Raw genomic sequence first — 14079 nt, 5'->3', positions numbered from 1 at the left:
ACCCGGTGAGGTAGCGGCCCGCCGCGCCTAGCCGGCGGGCGTGCCCGCGGAGGCGGTGAGGAAGCCGTGCAGGGACGTCCGTGCGCGCTGGAGCTCGGCGATGCGGGTGTCGATGTCGTCCAGATGGCCCCGCAGGTGCCCGGTGACGCACGCCTGCAGCGTCTCGCCGTCCCAGCACGGCATGAGGTCGCGGATCGTCCGGGTGGGCAGGCCCGCCGCGAGGAGCGACCGGATGCGCCCGACGGTCTCGGGCGCGTCGTCGGTGTAGCTGCGGTGGCCGCCGGGCGTGCGGCGGGACGCCAGGAGGCCCTGCTCCTCGTAGTAGCGGAGCAGCCGCACGCTCACGCCCGTCCGGCGTGACAGCTCACCGATCTTCATGTGTCCCACCCCACACCGAGTCGCCTTGAACCTCACATACATGGCACCTTTTACGTTCGTGCCATGAACACAACACCGATCTCCCTGTACGGCTTCCTGCGCCCCAAGCCCGAACGTGCCGACGAGGTCAAGCGGCTTCTGTCGTCGCTCGTGGAACCTACACGGCGGGAGGAGGGCAACCTCCAGTACCACCTGCACGAGCACGAGGACGGACGGCTCTTCCTGTACGAGGTGTGGCGCTCACAGGAGGACCTCGACCTGCACAACCAGTACCCGCCACTGCGCGAGTTCCTGGACAACCTGGACGACTACCTGGCGGAGCCCGTGGACGGTTACTTCGACACGATGATCAGCCCGTATCCCGCGTGAGCGAGGACCCGTACGCGGAGCTGTACGCGGCGTTCGCCGGGGTGCCGCGCCCCGTCGCGGTGGAGGGCTGCCCCTGCTGCACCGGCCCGGACGAGGGGCGGCGGCTGCTCGCCCGGCCGCCGCGCTCGCTCGGGCCGGACGAGCTGTCCCGGTTCGCCGCGAAGGCGCTGACCACGTGGGGCGGACCGGAGGACGTCCGGTACTTCGCGCCCCGCCTGCTCGAACTGGCCGCCGAGGACGCGTTCACCTGGCCGGACCCCGAAGTCGTGTTCGGCAAGCTCGCCCGAGCCGGGTGGCGCGGCTGGCCGGAGGCGGACGCGGTCGCGAGGTTCCTCGCGGGATTCTGGACGCGGACGCTCGCCCGGTTCCCGTCGCGTCCGGGCGCGGGCACGGCGCTGTGCGCGCTCGCCGCGGTCGGCGTCGACCTCGCGCCGCTCCTCGGGGAGTGGGCGGAGTCGGCGGCGCGGGCGGACGGCGCCGCCGTGCGGCACCTGCACGGGTTCGCGCGCGACGACCTGGTGCGGCGGCGCGGCGGGCACCGGCTCGGCAACGCGTACTGGGAGGACGACCGCGCGGTCGTCGCCTGGCTGACGGGCGGCCCCGCGAGGGCGGCCGTCGAGGCGGCCTTCGAAGTGGCCTTCGAGCGGACGGACGACGCCGGACTGCCGGAGCTCCTGGCCGAAACCCACGGCCTCCTCACCCTCGAACACTCTGTGTGATCATGTGATCACTCTGGGGTTTCCCGTACCGGCACCCGGGTAGTGCCCCTGCACCAGCATGATCACCCGCGTGGCGGAGGTCCCAGATGAACGGTTGCGAAGCGCGCAGCCTCCTCCATCCCTACCTGCTGCTCCTGATCTACGAGCGGCCCGGTCACGGTTACGACCTCATCGACCGGCTGTCCTGCCTCGGGGTGTCGGACGTGGAGCCGGGCCACGCGTACCGGGTGCTGCGGGGCATGGAACGGGCGCGGCTCGTCGTGTCGACGTGGGTGCCCTCGGAGGCGGGCCCGGCGCGCCGCCGCTACGAGCTGACGCCGGAGGGCGTCGCCGACCTGGAGGCGTGGGCGCCGCGGCTCGCGCACCTCGGCGAGGTGATCACCTCGTTCCTGGCGCGCTGGAGCTCGGCGACGCGGGCGGCGGCCCCGGCGGCGCTCGACGGCGCGCGCGAGCCGCGGGCCGTCTCGTGGACGTGACGGCGCGGGCCGCCGTCCGGGAGGCGTTCGACCGGCGGACGGAGCCGGGCCGCGCGGTCGCGGACGACGCGGCGGCGATCGCGCGGGCCTGCCACGCGATGGCGGTGCGGTTCCACGCGGGCGGGCGCCTGATCGCGTTCGGCAACGGCGGCCCGTGCGCGGACGCGCAGCACGTGGCGGTCGAGTTCGTGCATCCGGTGGTGGTCGGCAAGCGGGCGCTGCCCGCGTTCGCGCTGACCGGGGACGTCTCCACGCTGACGGCGATCGCGGCGGCGGAGGGGTTCGACGAGGTGTTCGCGGCGCAGCTGCGGTCGCTGGCCCGGCCGGACGACATCGCGCTGGGGCTGTCGGCCGACGGCGGGTGCGCGAACGTGCGGCGGGGGCTGGAGGCCGCGGCCGGGATGGGGCTGCTGACGGTCGCGCTGACCGGCGGGAGCGGGGACGCCGGCCGTTCGGCCGACCACGTCCTGCGGGCCCGGACGGACGACCCGCTCGTCGCGAAGGAGGTGCACGTGACCGTCTACCACGTGCTGTGGGAGCTGGTCCATGTGTTCTTCGAGCATCCGGGGACGCTGCGGCGGGAGACGTCGCGGTGAGCGCGGCGGGCGTGCCGGAGTGCCATGACGGCGTGTGCGTGACGTGCTCGGACGCGGCGGCGCGCGGGCGGGTCCGCGAGCTGCTCGGCGACGGGCTGGCGATCGTCGACACCGACGCCGGCTCCGCGGAGGTCAGCGTGGCGCTGGTCGACGCGCGGGTGGGCGACGTCGTGCTCGTCCACGCGGGGGAGGCGATCGCGGTGGAGGCGTCGCCGTGAGGGAGGGCGCGTGAGCGGGATCGAGACGCTGTACCCGTTCCTGTACGAAGACGGGTCGGACCTCGACACGGTGCTGGCCGAGGTGCGCCGGTCGACGGAGGAGAAGGCGGCCGAGATCGTCGCGCTGCGGGAGTCGCTGTCCGACGCGATGGCCGGCGACCTGGTGGCGTGCGCGAAGCGCGTCGCGTCGTCCGTCATCGGCGGCGGGCGGCTGTACGCGTTCGGCAACGGCGGGAGCTGCACGGACGCGCAGGACCTCGCGCAGTTGTGCATGCGGCCGCCGCACGGCGCGCGTCCCGTCCCGGCGACCTGCCTGACCGGGGACGTCGCCGCGCTGACGGCGCTCGCGAACGACGTCGGGTTCGAGGTGGTGTTCGCGCGGCAGCTAGCCGCGTTCGGGCGTTCGGGGGACGTCGCGGTGGGGTTCTCGACGAGCGGCGGCTCGGCGAACGTGCTGGCGGCGTTCGCGGAGGCGCGCCGCGCGGGCATGGTGACGGTCGGGTTCGCGGGGTACGGCGGGGGTTCGATGGCGGAGGCGGGCACGGTCGACCACCTGTTCACGGTGCCGTCGGCGTCGGTGCATCGGATTCAGGAGGCGCAGACGACCGTGTACCACGTGCTGTGGGAGCTGCTGCAGCGGGCGCTGGACGGCCGGCTGTGAGCCTCCACGAGAAGGCCGCGGACGGGACGGGCCCGGGCGAGAAGGGCGCGGTCGAGAAGGGCGCGGTCGAGAAGGGCTCGGTCGAGAAGGGCGCGGACGGGCGGGGGCGGCTCCGGGTCCGCGTCGAGGGGACCGTGCAGGGTGTCGGGTTCCGGCCGTTCGTGCACGAGCTGGCGGGGACGTACGGGTTGTCGGGGTTCGTGGGCAACGACGCGTCCGGGGTGTTCGCGGAGGTCGAAGGGGACTCGGCGGCGCTGGCCCGGTTCGTCGGCGACCTCGGCGGCGGGGCGGCGCCGCCGCCGCTCGCCGTCGTCGAGCGCGTCGTCACCGAGCCGCTGCCGCCGCTCGGCGACCGGGGTTTCCGGATCGTCCCGAGCGATCGCGGCACCCGTGACGGCGACACGAGCGGCCCCCTCACGGGCGGCCCCCTCACGGGCGGCGGCGACACGGGCGGCGACACGGGCGAGGGGGCCGGTCCGCCCGCCGCGGTCGTCGCGCCGGACACCGCCACCTGCGAAGCGTGCCTCGCGGAGACGTCCGACTCGGACGCGCGGCGGCACGGGTACGCGTTCACGAACTGCACCCGGTGCGGCCCGCGCTTCACGATCGTCCGGAACGTCCCGTACGACCGGTGCAACACGACGATGGACGCGTTCGCGATGTGCGACGCGTGCGCCCGCGAGTACGGGGACGAGCGGGACCGCCGGTTCCACGCCCAGCCGGTGTGCTGCCCGGACTGCGGACCGGCCCTGCGCACGGTCGGCGCGGACGGGCGTCCGGTGCCCGGCGACCCGGTCGAGACGGCGGCACGGTGGCTGCTGGACGGGGTGATCGTCGCGGTGAAGGGCCTCGGCGGGTACCACCTGGCGGCGCTCGCCGACGACGAGGCCGCGGTGGCGCGGCTGCGGGCGGGCAAGCACCGGGAGCGCAAGCCGTTCGCCGTCATGGCGCCCGACCTGGAGGGCGCCCGCGCGCTCGTGCACGCGGACGCCGCCGCGGAGGCGCTGCTCGCCTCCCCGGCGCGGCCGATCGTGCTCGCCCCGCGCCGCCGCGGCGCGCGCGTCGCCGCCGCCGTCGCGCCGGGCAACCGGGAGCTGGGCGTGCTGCTGCCGTACACGCCGCTGCACCATCTGCTCGCCGCGCGCCTCGCCCGTCCGATCGTCCTGACCAGCGGGAACGTGGCGGACGAGCCGATCGTGACGGACGACGGCGAGGCGCTGCGGCGGCTCGCCGGCCTGGCCGGCGGGTTCCTGCTGCACGATCGCCGCATCCACACGCGGGCCGATGACTCGGTCGTCCGGGCGTTCCGTGGACGGACGTTGCCGGTGCGGCGCTCGCGCGGGTTCGTCCCGGCGCCGCTGCGGATGCCGTGGGCGTTCCCGCGACCGGTGCTGGCGTGCGGCGCGGAACTGAAGAACACCTTCTGCGTGGCGCGCGCGCACCACGCTTTCCTCTCGCACCACATCGGCGACCTGGAGAACTACGAGACCCTGGTGTCGTACCAGGACGGCATCGAGCATTTCTGCCGGTTGTTCGGCGTGCGCCCAGAGGTCGTCGCGCACGATCTCCACCCGGAGTACCTGTCGACCAAGTACGCCCTCGGCCGCGCCGCCCTCGATCTGGACGGCGTCGAACTCGTCGGCGTCCAGCACCACCACGCGCACATCGCGTCGTGCCTCGCCGACAACGGGACGGACGGCCCGGTCATCGGGGTCGCGTTCGACGGGCTCGGCTTCGGCGACGACGGGACGCTGTGGGGCGGCGAGCTGCTCGTCGCGGACCTGGCGGGCTACCGGCGCGCCGGGCACCTGGAGGCGGTGCCGATGCCGGGCGGGGCGGCGGCCGTCCGGGAGCCGTGGCGGATGGCGGCGGCCTACCTGACGGCGGCGTTCGGTGAGCACGCGCCGTGGCTCGGCGTCGCCGGGCGCAACCGGGACCGGTGGGCGGACGTCGTCCGGATGGCCCGGTCGGGGACGAACGCGCCCCTGACGTCGAGCGCGGGACGGTTGTTCGACGCGGTCGCGGCGATCGCGGGCGTCCGCGACACGGCCGGGTACGAGGGGCAGGCCGCGATCGAGCTGCAGCAGGCCGCCGACCCGCACGAGCGCGCCGCCTACCGGGCGACCGTGACGGACGACCTGGTCGTCCGGGGCACGGACCTGGTGCGGGCGGCGGTGGACGACGTCCTCGCGGGGGCGGGCCCGGGCGCGATCGCCGCCCGCTTCCACAACGGGCTGGCGTGGGCGGTCGTCCGCGCGGTCCGGGTGCTGCGCGACCGCACGGGCCTCGGCACGGTGGCCCTGTCCGGCGGGGTGTTCCAGAACGTGCTGCTGCTGGAGCGCGTCGTGTCCGGCTTGGAGGACTCGGGGTTCCGGGTGCTGACGCACTCGCGCGTCCCGCCGAACGACGGCGGCGTCGCCCTCGGCCAGGCCGTCGTCGCGGCCGCCAGGGACGCGCAGGGGATCGCCCGGGACGCGCAGGGGATCGCCCGGGACGCGCGGGGGATCGCCCGGGACGCAGCCGCTTCCTGACCGTGTCCCGGGCGAGCGGAGACCGGGGTCTCAGCAGATGCGGGGGAGCGGGTCGCCCACCAGCGTGTCGACGATGCGGGTGCCGCCGAACGCCGTCCGGAGCAGCACCAGGCCGGGCGGGTCGTCGCGGACGGTCCCGGCGATCGCGGCGCCCGCGCCGAGCGGGTGCCCGCGCAGCGCGCGGAGCGCCGCGTCCGCCCGCGCCCCGTCCACGACCGCGACGAACCGGCCCTCGCACGCCACGTACAGCGGCTCGATGCCGAGCAGCTCGCACGCGCCCGCGACCGCCGGGCGCACCGGCACCGCCGCCTCGTCCAGCACGACGCCGCACCCGGACGCGCCCGCGATCTCGTTCAGCACCGTCGCGACCCCGCCGCGCGTCGCGTCCCGCATCATCCGGACGCCGCCCGGCACCGCGTCGAGCAGCGCGGCGGTGAGGCCGTGCAGGGCGGCCGTGTCGGACATGACGTCGGCCTCCAGGTCGAGTTCGCCGCGTGCCAGCATCACGGTGACGCCGTGGTCGCCGATCGGGCCCGACACCAGCACCGCGTCACCCGGACGGACGGCCGACGCACCGAGCTCTGCGCGCGCGCCCGCGCCGTCGAGGACGCCGATACCGGACGTGGTGATGAAGCACCCGTCGGCCTTGCCGCGCTCCACGACCTTGGTGTCCCCGGTGACGACCGAGACGTCCGCGCGCGCCGCCGCGTCCGCCATCGACCGGACGATGCGGCGCAGGTCGTCCACCGGGAAGCCCTCCTCCAGGACGAACCCCGCCGACAGGTACAGGGGCCGCGCCCCGCACACGGCGAGGTCGTTGACCGTCCCGTTCACCGCCAGCTCGCCGATGTCGCCGCCCGGGAAGAACAGGGGCGACACGACGTGCGCGTCGGTCGTGAACACGAGCCGCCCGGCGGCCGGCGGCAGGACGGCGCCGTCGTCGAGCGTCTCCAGCGCGGGGTTGCGGAACGCCTCCACGAACAGGGCCTCGACGAGCGTCTGCGTGGCCTTCCCCCCGGCGCCGTGGGCCAGCGTCACGCGTTCCTCCCGGACGCGAGGACGGCGGCGGCGCGCGCGCTCGATGCGCTCCAGGACCAGCTCTTCACGGGACGTCTCCGCGGTCATGCCCGGCTCGCCTCCCGCACGCGCTCCCGCGTGAACCGGCCGAAGTTGTAGTACGCGGCGCACGCCCCCTCGGACGACACCATGCACGTCCCGATCGGCGTCTCCGGCGTGCAGGCCGTCCCGAACACCTTGCACTCCCACGGTTTCAGGACGCCCTTCAGCACCTCGCCGCACTGGCACGCCTTCGGGTCCGCGACCCGCACCCCCGGCAGGTCGAACAGCCGCTCGGCGTCGAAGCGGGCGTAGGCGTCGCGCATCCGCAGCGCCGAGTGCGAGATGAACCCGAGGCCGCGCCACTCGAAGTACGGGCGCGGCTCCATGACCTTCGCGATCGCCTCGAGCGCGCGGGGATTGCCGTCCCACGGGACGACCCGGGCGTACTGGTTCTCGACCTCGCTGCGGCCCTCGTCGAGCTGCCGCAGCAGCATGTGCACCGACTGCAGGACGTCCAGCGGCTCGAAGCCCGCGCACACGAGCGGCTTGCGGTACTCGCCGGCGATGAACTCGTACGGGCGGCAGCCGATCACCGTCGAGACGTGGCCGGGGCCGAGGAACCCGTCGAGCCGCAGGTCCGGCGAGTCCAGGATCGCCTTGATCCCCGGGATGATCGTCACGTGGTTGCAGAAGACGGAGAAGTTGCGGACGCCGTCCGCCTCCGCGCGCAGCACGGTCATCGCGGTCGACGGCGCGGTCGTCTCGAACCCGATCGCCATGAACACGACCCGCCGCTCCGGGTTCCGCTTCGCGATCTTGAGCGCGTCCAGCGGCGAGTACACCATCCGGATGTCGGCGCCCGCCGCCTTCGCGTCCAGGAACGAGCCCGTGCCGCCCGGGACGCGCATCATGTCCCCGAACGACGTCAGGATCACGTCCGGGTGGTCGCGGGCGATCGCGATGGCGTCGTCCACCCGCCCCATCGGGAGCACGCACACCGGGCACCCGGGCCCGTGCACGAGCCGCACCGTCTCGGGCAGGTAGTCCTCGAGGCCGTGCTTGTAGATGGTGTGGGTGTGTCCCCCGCACACTTCCATGAACTTGTAGAGCCGCCCCGGCTCGCACAGGGCGGTGATGCGCGCGGACAGCATCCGGGCCTGCTCCGCGTCGCGGTACTCGTCGACGAACAGCATTGGTCGCGCCTTCCGTTCGGTTCGTGGTTCCGGTTCAGTTCCGGCCGGGATCGATGTCCGACCCGCGGAGCGCGTCCAGTTCGTCGTCGTAAGCCGCGCCGAGCCCCCGCAGGAGCTCCAGGGTCGCGGCGGCCTCCGCCTCGTCGATCTTCGACATCGCGAAGCCGACGTGCACGAGCACCCAGTCGCCGAGGACGAGCCGCTCGCCGTCGAGCAGCCCGACGTTCACGGCGCGGCGCACCCCGCCGACCTCGACCTTCGCGACGTCCGTCCCGTCCCCCGGCAGCTCGACGAGCTCCCCGGGGATCCCGAGGCACATCAGCCCCGCCCTCCGGTCGCGGCGGCGGTCACATCTTTTCCATCTTGATGTAGCGCTTCATCGCCGGGTACTCCTTCACCAGCATGGCGAGGCAGGCCAGCGCGGCCACGGCCGCGGCGATCTTCCACATTCGCATGTCGTCTCCTTTCCGGGTGGTCCCGGCGGTCAGCCGGGCGGCAGGTTGGGCATGATCGGCAGGATCGCGTCGTGCTTCTTCGGGCTGATCCCGGTCGAGCGCCGCGCGTCCGCCGTGCCGTCCTCGTGGTGGCCCGGCTGCCTGCCGTAGTTGCCCTTCTTGTTGCCCATGCGCACGCCCCTGGTGTGGGACGGCGTGTCGGTCCTGACGTGGGGCTTGCCCACCCTGATCTCGGCCATGGTCAGGTCACTCCCTTCTCGGCCAGGTGTTCCCCGGCGCGGGCGTCCGTCCCCTCACCTGCGCGGACGGCCAGGTCGGCGAAGAAGCGCGCGATCTGCGGGCGCACGTCCCGGCCGCCGGACAGCCCCTTCCACGACAGCCGGACGGCGGCCACGAGGCGGTAGCAGTCGTCGATCGGCACCAGCCAGCGCTCGTCGGCGAGCCCGTCCCGCCCGGTCGCGCCGGTGTGGACGAGCAGGGCCTCGACCCCGGGCGCCATCGACCGCAGCGGCTCGCAGCGCTCGGCGGCCGCGGCCCACGCGGCGGGGTCGACGTCGCACCGGGTGGCGCCCGCCGGGCTCGGGTAGTGCGCGGTGACCCGGCCCTCGTCCGGGCCGTCGCCGTGCCGGACGAAGAACGCCAGGCCGACCGGGACGCCGAGGCCGTCGACGGGCACGCCGGGCAGCCGGATCCGGCGGCCCGGGACGAGCCGGAAGTGGCCGCGGCCCTCGGCGTCCCGGCCCGCCGCGTCCCGCTCGAACAGCAGGGCGCAGGCGCGGCAGGCGCACAGCAGCCCGTCCCCCCGCTCGTCGAGGACGTGCGCGTGCCCGCCGCCGTGGTCGTCCGGGATCGGTTCGGCGCACAGGTCGCAGCGCTCCGCGGCGTCGCGGCGCGCGGCCGCGCGGGCGACGAGTCGTTCGAGTGCGGTCATGCGGGTCCTCCCGGCGGCGGTGCGGTGCGGAACAGCGACTCGACGGGGACGAACGCGCCCGAGCCGGCGGCCGCGGGGCGTCCGGACGGCGCCCGCACCGGCTCGATCGCCGACAGTTCGGGCGCGACGCCGAGCACCGCGTCGCGGACCGCGTCCTCGACGGTTCCGGCGGCGTTCGCGGAGCCGCCGCAGCTCCCGCAGCCGCCGCCCGGCTCGTCCGGCAGCCGCACCCGCGCGACGCCGTCCTCGATCCCGTCGAGTTCCAGTTCGACGTCCGCGCCGTGCGAGCCGAGCTGCTCGCGGATGTCGGCCAGCGCCCGCGCCACCCGTTCCTCGACGGGCGCCGGGTGCACGTCGTGGAGCGCGAGCAGGTGCCCGACGAGGTCGTCGTCGGCGAGCGCGGAGACGACCCGCGCGTCGTGCGCGGCGCGGTCCATGACGCGGGCGAGGGCCTCGCCGTAGACCTCGGCGAGGGTCGCGACCGTGTCGAGGGCGCTTTCCGCCGTCCGGCCCGGCGTCCGCTCCAGCGCGGCGAGCGCCTCCTCGATGCGGGCCAGCCGCTCGGCGACGTCGTCCTCGCCGAGCCGCCGGGCGTCCCGCCGCCCGGCCGGCCGCCCGTCGCCCCGCCGCCCGTCGGCCCGCCGCCCGGCCGGCCGCCGCTCAGCCATGGGTCGCGCCGAACATCGGCGAGTGCAGCTTCTCGAGCTTCTTCCCCTTGCCGAGGTACATGTGGACGCCGCACGGCAGGCACGGGTCGAAGCTGCGGACGGCCCGCATGATGTCGACGCCGCGGAAGTCGTCCGGGCCGTTCTCCTCGAAGATCGGCATGTCCTGGACGGCGTCCTCGTACGGGCCGGGCGTGCCGTAGCTGTCACGCGGGCTGCCGTTCCACGGCGTCGGCGGGTACGGATGGTAGTTCGCGATCTTGCCGTTCTTGATCACCATGTGGTGGGACAGGACGCCGCGGACCGCCTCGTGGAAGCCGCAGCCGATCGCCTCGTCCGGCACGTCGAAGTCCTCGAACACCTTCGTGTCGCCCGCCCGGACACGTTGCAGCGCCTCCTCGACGAACTGCACGGCCATCGCGGCCGCGTACGCCACGAAGTACACGCGCGCCCGGTTCCGCTCGATGGCGTTCGACCACGGCGGGATCCGCCATTCGAGGGTCGTCTCCGGAAGCGCCTCGCCCTTCGGCAGGGAGATCTGCACGCTCCGCCCGGTCGACTTCACGTACGGGGTGTCGACGAGCCCGGCGAGCGCCGTCGTGTAGAGGCGGGCGAACGGGCCGCCGCCGGTGTCGAGCGCGAGATGCTCGCCGGTGTTCTTGTCGAACCAGCGAGGGCTCATCACCCAGCTGTACTTGTCGTCGAAGTCGCGCTTCTGCGGCGCCGGGAGCGTCGTCTGGTTCCAGGGATGCCGCATGTCGACCGGGTTGCCGAGCGGGTCGTGGGTGACGAACGGGTCCTCGTTCACCCAGTCGTCGTAGTAGGAGCTGCCCAGCAGGATGCGGATGCCGAGGTTGATGTCGACGAGGTTCGTGGTCAGCAGCTCGCCGTCCACGACGACGCCGGGCGTCACGTACATCGCGCGGCCCCAGCGCTCCATGTTCTCGTACTTGTAGTCGACGACCTCGGGGTTCTGGAACGCGCCCCAGCAGCCGAGCAGGACGCGGCGGCGGCCGACCTCCTCGTAGCCCGGCAGGGCCTCGTAGAAGAAGTCGAACACGTCGTCGTTCATCGCGACGGCCCGCTTGACGAAGTCGAGGATCCCGATCAGCCGGCTGAGGTAGTCGGTGAAGACGGTCGGTTCCGGCATCGTCCCGACCCCGCCCGGATACACCGTGGACGGGTGCACGTGCCGTCCCTCCATCAGGCAGAACATCTCGCGGGTGACGCGGCTGACCTTGAGGGCCTCCTTGTAGAGGGCGCCCTCGAACGGGTTGAACGCCGCCATGATGTCGCCGATCGTCCGGTACCCGTGGATGCCCGCGTTGGGCGCCTCGGTGTCGCGGGCCCGGCGCAGCACGCTCGGGTTCGTGTCCTTGACCATCGCCTCGCAGTAGTCGACGAAGACGAGGTTGTCCTGGAAGATCGTGTGGTCGAACATGTACTCGGCGGCCTCGCCGAGGTTCAGGATCAGCTCGGCCAGCGGCGGGTTCTTGATGCCGTACGCCATGTTCTGCGCGTACACCGAGCACGTCGTGTGGTTGTCGCCGCAGATCCCGCAGATGCGCGAGGTGATGAACCCGGCGTCGCGCGGGTCCTTGCCCTTCATGAACACCGAGTAGCCGCGGAACAGCGAGGACGTGCTGTGGCACTCGGCCACCCGCCGGTTCGCGAAGTCGATCTTCGTGTAGATGCCGAGGTTCCCGATGATGCGGGTGATCGGATCCCACGACATCTCGACGAGCTGCCCGGAATCCTCCGCCCCGGCCGGTGCCGGCTTCGTCTGCGCGGTGTGCGCCATGGGTCGTTCCCTCTTTCCGGTGTCGCGGGCCCCTACGGGCGGTACCGCGGGTCGTAGCCGCTGGTCAGCACGTCCTTGTTGTGGTGCCACTTCGGTTCCCGGTTCGCGGCGTGGTTGGTGATGCCGCGCATCCGGCGGATGAAGGCCCCGTACGGCTTGATCAGCATCGAGGAGAGGCTGCCGCCGGGCGGCTGGTCCATGAACGGCATGAACTTGTCCGGGAAGCCCGGCATCGTGCAGGCGATGCAGATGCCGCCGACGTTCGGGCAGCCGCCGACCCCGCCCATCCAGCCGCGCTTGGTGACGTTGCAGTTCACCACCGGCCCCCAGCAGCCGATCTTCACCTGGCACTTCGGCGAGTTGTAGTCCCGGCCGAAGTCGGCCTGCTCGTAGTACGCGGCCCGGTCGCAGCCCTCGTGGACCGTCTTGCCGAAGATCCACTGCGGGCGCAGCATCGAGTCCAGCGGGGGCGGCGGCGCGGCGCCCGCCGCGTGGTACAGCACCCAGGTCAGGGTCTCCATGAAGTTCTCCGGCTGCACCGGGCAGCCGGGGACGTTCACGATCGGCAGCGCCCCCGCCGACCGGAAGTCCCAGCCGAGGTAGTCGGCGAGGCCCATGCAGCCGGTCGGGTTCCCCGCCATCGCGTGGATCCCGCCGTACGTCGCGCACGTCCCGGCCGCGACGACCGCCCACGCGCGCGGCGCGAGCATGTCGATCCAGGTGTTCAGCGTCATCGGCTCGCCGGTGTCCGGGTCGTTGCCGAACGACGTCCAGTAGCCGTCCCCGTTGATCTTCTCGTTCGGGATCGACCCCTCGATGACGAGGATGAACGGCTCCAGCTCGCCGCGCGCGGCCGCCCGGAACGCCGCGAGGAACTCCTCGCCGCCGAGCGTCGGCGACAGCACCTTGTTGTGCAGGTTCACCTTGGGCAGGCCCGGGATCAGCCCGTTCACGACGTCCTCGATCGCCGGCTGGGACGAGGCCGTCACCGACACCGTGTCGCCGTCGCAGCTCATCCCCTCGGATATCCACAGGATGTGGATTTCGTCGAAGCCCTCCGGGGCCGTCGTCTCGCCTCGCTCGCGTGTCCGCGTCATGTCCGGGGCCTCCCTTGCATCCGATCGCGCAACCGGTCGTAGACGGCGGCCACCGGGGCCGCCACCGTGAGCGCCGGGGGACGGTCCGGGGCGTGCGGGTGCGGGCGCGTCGGCGCCGTCCCCTTCGCCTTCGCCAGCGCCCGCCCGAGCTCGAGCAGCGCCGTCCCGTCCACCGCCTCGCGGAGGCGCGGCATCAGCTCGCCCTCCTCCTCTTGGACGTGCTCCTCGACGTCGCGGCGCAGCAGCTCGATCAGTTCCTCCGCGCGCCCGCCGGTCCGGCCGTCCGACCGCGCCAGGGCGTCCAGTTCGGCCAGCGCCTCCTTCACCGCCATGTGCTCCGCCAGGTGCCGCCGCACCAGCTCCTCGTCCCGCAGCGCCTTCCCGGCGAACGGGTAGAAGATCAGCTCCTCGGCGGCGGCGTGCTTGGACAGCTCGCGCACGAGGATGTCGACGACGCCGTTGCGCTGCGTCGCGGACGCCGCCGCGTGGAAGTCGCGGAAGAGCTGCTCGACCATCCGGTGGTCGTGCGTGAGCAGGTCGATCGCGTCCATCTCCATCACGCGCTCCCCCGCTCGGGCTCCGGCGCGGGCTCCGGCGCGGCGTCCGGCGCCGCGACGGTGATCGACTCCAGCACCACGTCGTCGCGGCCCCGCGTCTCCACGTCCACGCCCCCGCACACCGGGCAGGCCGCGAGCTGCGCCGCCGACCCGACGGGCGTCGTGCCGCCGCAGTCCCGGCAGTGCACCGACAGCGGCTCCATGACCAGGTCGATGCGCGCGCCCTCGATCTCGGTCCCCTCGGCCGCCAGCCGGAACCCCTGGTCGATGACCTCCGGGTCGACGGGATGGCCGCCGACGCGCACCTTCACGCCGCTCACCGGGCGCCCCTTGGCGCGCCGGCGCGCGGCGTCGACGATCGCGTCGCACATTC

19 protein-coding genes are annotated in these 14079 nt (G+C 73.6%); 7 read left to right on the top strand and 12 right to left on the bottom strand.

Annotated features, from left to right (window positions below):
- Nucleotides 1-27: 27 nt before the first annotated feature.
- Nucleotides 28-378 (bottom strand): MerR family transcriptional regulator, encoded by a 351-nt coding sequence (locus tag ACFQ11_RS07815; protein WP_378297252.1) that lies wholly within the window; start codon nucleotides 376-378, stop codon nucleotides 28-30.
- A 63-nt stretch (nucleotides 379-441) separates the two neighbouring features.
- Here ACFQ11_RS07815 and ACFQ11_RS07810 point away from each other — a divergent pair, with 63 nt between their 5' ends.
- The 7 genes from ACFQ11_RS07810 to hypF all read left to right on the top strand — a co-directional run bounded on the left by ACFQ11_RS07810 (nucleotide 442) and on the right by hypF (nucleotide 5948).
- Nucleotides 442-747: a putative quinol monooxygenase gene (locus ACFQ11_RS07810; protein WP_378297251.1), complete on the top strand. Its 306-nt coding sequence runs from the start codon at nucleotides 442-444 to the stop codon at nucleotides 745-747.
- On the top strand, nucleotides 744-1466 hold the full coding sequence (locus tag ACFQ11_RS07805; protein ID WP_378297250.1) for a hypothetical protein: 723 nt from the start codon (nucleotides 744-746) through the stop codon (nucleotides 1464-1466). The genes ACFQ11_RS07810 and ACFQ11_RS07805 overlap by 4 nt, the downstream gene beginning before the upstream one ends.
- 86 nt (nucleotides 1467-1552) lie before the next feature.
- On the top strand, nucleotides 1553-1942 hold the full coding sequence (locus tag ACFQ11_RS07800; RefSeq protein WP_378297249.1) for a helix-turn-helix transcriptional regulator: 390 nt from the start codon (nucleotides 1553-1555) through the stop codon (nucleotides 1940-1942).
- Nucleotides 1939-2538 carry a D-sedoheptulose-7-phosphate isomerase gene (locus ACFQ11_RS07795; RefSeq protein WP_378297247.1) on the top strand — a complete coding sequence of 200 codons (600 nt, stop codon included), beginning with the start codon at nucleotides 1939-1941 and terminating at the stop codon, nucleotides 2536-2538. The genes ACFQ11_RS07800 and ACFQ11_RS07795 overlap by 4 nt, the downstream gene beginning before the upstream one ends.
- A complete protein-coding gene (locus tag ACFQ11_RS07790; protein ID WP_378297246.1) occupies nucleotides 2535-2756 on the top strand; it encodes a HypC/HybG/HupF family hydrogenase formation chaperone in 222 nt (73 codons plus the stop codon). The genes ACFQ11_RS07795 and ACFQ11_RS07790 overlap by 4 nt, the downstream gene beginning before the upstream one ends.
- Before the next feature lie 10 nt (nucleotides 2757-2766).
- A complete protein-coding gene (locus ACFQ11_RS07785) occupies nucleotides 2767-3417 on the top strand; it encodes a D-sedoheptulose-7-phosphate isomerase (RefSeq protein WP_378297245.1) in 651 nt (216 codons plus the stop codon).
- The gene (gene hypF / locus ACFQ11_RS07780) at nucleotides 3414-5948 is read left to right on the top strand and encodes a carbamoyltransferase HypF (RefSeq protein WP_378297244.1); all 2535 of its coding nucleotides are present in this window, start codon (nucleotides 3414-3416) and stop codon (nucleotides 5946-5948) included. Before ACFQ11_RS07785 ends, hypF begins: the two co-directional genes overlap by 4 nt.
- A gap of 30 nt (nucleotides 5949-5978) precedes the next feature.
- Here hypF and hypE read toward each other — a convergent pair whose 3' ends face one another.
- Genes hypE through ACFQ11_RS07725 form a run of 11 tightly spaced genes read right to left on the bottom strand, consistent with a single transcriptional unit; the run spans nucleotide 5979 to nucleotide 14077 of the window.
- Nucleotides 5979-7073, bottom strand: a complete 1095-nt coding sequence (hypE, locus tag ACFQ11_RS07775; RefSeq protein ID WP_378297243.1) for a hydrogenase expression/formation protein HypE — start codon at nucleotides 7071-7073, stop codon at nucleotides 5979-5981.
- The gene (gene hypD / locus ACFQ11_RS07770; RefSeq protein WP_378297242.1) at nucleotides 7070-8200 is read right to left on the bottom strand and encodes a hydrogenase formation protein HypD; all 1131 of its coding nucleotides are present in this window, start codon (nucleotides 8198-8200) and stop codon (nucleotides 7070-7072) included. The genes hypE and hypD overlap by 4 nt, the downstream gene beginning before the upstream one ends.
- A 34-nt stretch (nucleotides 8201-8234) precedes the next feature.
- A complete protein-coding gene (locus ACFQ11_RS07765) occupies nucleotides 8235-8519 on the bottom strand; it encodes a HypC/HybG/HupF family hydrogenase formation chaperone (RefSeq protein WP_378297240.1) in 285 nt (94 codons plus the stop codon).
- 28 nt (nucleotides 8520-8547) lie between these two features.
- The gene (locus ACFQ11_RS07760; protein ID WP_378297238.1) at nucleotides 8548-8655 is read right to left on the bottom strand and encodes a DUF6893 family small protein; all 108 of its coding nucleotides are present in this window, start codon (nucleotides 8653-8655) and stop codon (nucleotides 8548-8550) included.
- A 29-nt stretch (nucleotides 8656-8684) separates the two neighbouring features.
- Nucleotides 8685-8894, bottom strand: coding sequence for a hypothetical protein (locus ACFQ11_RS07755; RefSeq protein ID WP_378297236.1), 210 nt, complete (start codon nucleotides 8892-8894; stop codon nucleotides 8685-8687).
- Nucleotides 8895-8896: 2 nt separating this feature from the next.
- The gene (locus ACFQ11_RS07750; RefSeq protein WP_378297235.1) at nucleotides 8897-9586 is read right to left on the bottom strand and encodes a DUF5947 family protein; all 690 of its coding nucleotides are present in this window, start codon (nucleotides 9584-9586) and stop codon (nucleotides 8897-8899) included.
- A complete protein-coding gene (locus ACFQ11_RS07745; RefSeq protein ID WP_378297234.1) occupies nucleotides 9583-10254 on the bottom strand; it encodes a NifU family protein in 672 nt (223 codons plus the stop codon). The genes ACFQ11_RS07750 and ACFQ11_RS07745 overlap by 4 nt, the downstream gene beginning before the upstream one ends.
- Entirely contained in the window at nucleotides 10247-12052 is a 1806-nt protein-coding gene (locus tag ACFQ11_RS07740; protein WP_378297232.1) for a nickel-dependent hydrogenase large subunit, read from the bottom strand. Before ACFQ11_RS07740 ends, ACFQ11_RS07745 begins: the two co-directional genes overlap by 8 nt.
- Nucleotides 12053-12084: 32 nt before the next feature.
- Nucleotides 12085-13149: an NADH-quinone oxidoreductase subunit B family protein gene (locus ACFQ11_RS07735; protein ID WP_378297231.1), complete on the bottom strand. Its 1065-nt coding sequence runs from the start codon at nucleotides 13147-13149 to the stop codon at nucleotides 12085-12087.
- Entirely contained in the window at nucleotides 13146-13706 is a 561-nt protein-coding gene (locus ACFQ11_RS07730; RefSeq protein WP_378297230.1) for a hemerythrin domain-containing protein, read from the bottom strand. Before ACFQ11_RS07730 ends, ACFQ11_RS07735 begins: the two co-directional genes overlap by 4 nt.
- Nucleotides 13706-14077, bottom strand: coding sequence for a hydrogenase maturation nickel metallochaperone HypA (locus tag ACFQ11_RS07725; RefSeq protein WP_378297229.1), 372 nt, complete (start codon nucleotides 14075-14077; stop codon nucleotides 13706-13708). Before ACFQ11_RS07725 ends, ACFQ11_RS07730 begins: the two co-directional genes overlap by 1 nt.
- Nucleotides 14078-14079: the final 2 nt, after the last annotated feature.

It is taken from the genome of Actinomadura sediminis (assembly GCF_042675525.1).
GTDB classification, from domain to species: domain Bacteria; phylum Actinomycetota; class Actinomycetes; order Streptosporangiales; family Streptosporangiaceae; genus Spirillospora; species Spirillospora sediminis.
The sequence above is the reverse complement of the archived record's forward strand: the minus strand, read 5'-3'. Positions and strand labels throughout refer to the sequence as shown.

Excerpts from the sequence above, each read along its gene's own strand:
- ACFQ11_RS07735 (WP_378297231.1), bottom strand. The coding sequence starts at position 13,149 with ATGACGCGGACACGCGAGCGAGGCGAGACGACGGCCCCGGAGGGCTTC.
- hypD (WP_378297242.1), bottom strand. The coding sequence starts at position 8,200 with ATGCTGTTCGTCGACGAGTACCGCGACGCGGAGCAGGCCCGGATGCTG.
- ACFQ11_RS07755 (WP_378297236.1), bottom strand. The coding sequence starts at position 8,894 with ATGGCCGAGATCAGGGTGGGCAAGCCCCACGTCAGGACCGACACGCCG.
- ACFQ11_RS07730 (WP_378297230.1), bottom strand. The coding sequence starts at position 13,706 with ATGGAGATGGACGCGATCGACCTGCTCACGCACGACCACCGGATGGTC.
- ACFQ11_RS07760 (WP_378297238.1), bottom strand. The coding sequence starts at position 8,655 with ATGCGAATGTGGAAGATCGCCGCGGCCGTGGCCGCGCTGGCCTGCCTC.
- ACFQ11_RS07765 (WP_378297240.1), bottom strand. The coding sequence starts at position 8,519 with ATGTGCCTCGGGATCCCCGGGGAGCTCGTCGAGCTGCCGGGGGACGGG.
- ACFQ11_RS07810 (WP_378297251.1), top strand. The coding sequence starts at position 442 with ATGAACACAACACCGATCTCCCTGTACGGCTTCCTGCGCCCCAAGCCC.
- hypE (WP_378297243.1), bottom strand. The coding sequence starts at position 7,073 with ATGACCGCGGAGACGTCCCGTGAAGAGCTGGTCCTGGAGCGCATCGAG.
- ACFQ11_RS07725 (WP_378297229.1), bottom strand. The coding sequence starts at position 14,077 with ATGTGCGACGCGATCGTCGACGCCGCGCGCCGGCGCGCCAAGGGGCGC.
- ACFQ11_RS07800 (WP_378297249.1), top strand. The coding sequence starts at position 1,553 with ATGAACGGTTGCGAAGCGCGCAGCCTCCTCCATCCCTACCTGCTGCTC.
- ACFQ11_RS07815 (WP_378297252.1), bottom strand. The coding sequence starts at position 378 with ATGAAGATCGGTGAGCTGTCACGCCGGACGGGCGTGAGCGTGCGGCTG.
- ACFQ11_RS07750 (WP_378297235.1), bottom strand. The coding sequence starts at position 9,586 with ATGACCGCACTCGAACGACTCGTCGCCCGCGCGGCCGCGCGCCGCGAC.
- ACFQ11_RS07745 (WP_378297234.1), bottom strand. The coding sequence starts at position 10,254 with ATGGCTGAGCGGCGGCCGGCCGGGCGGCGGGCCGACGGGCGGCGGGGC.
- ACFQ11_RS07740 (WP_378297232.1), bottom strand. The coding sequence starts at position 12,052 with ATGGCGCACACCGCGCAGACGAAGCCGGCACCGGCCGGGGCGGAGGAT.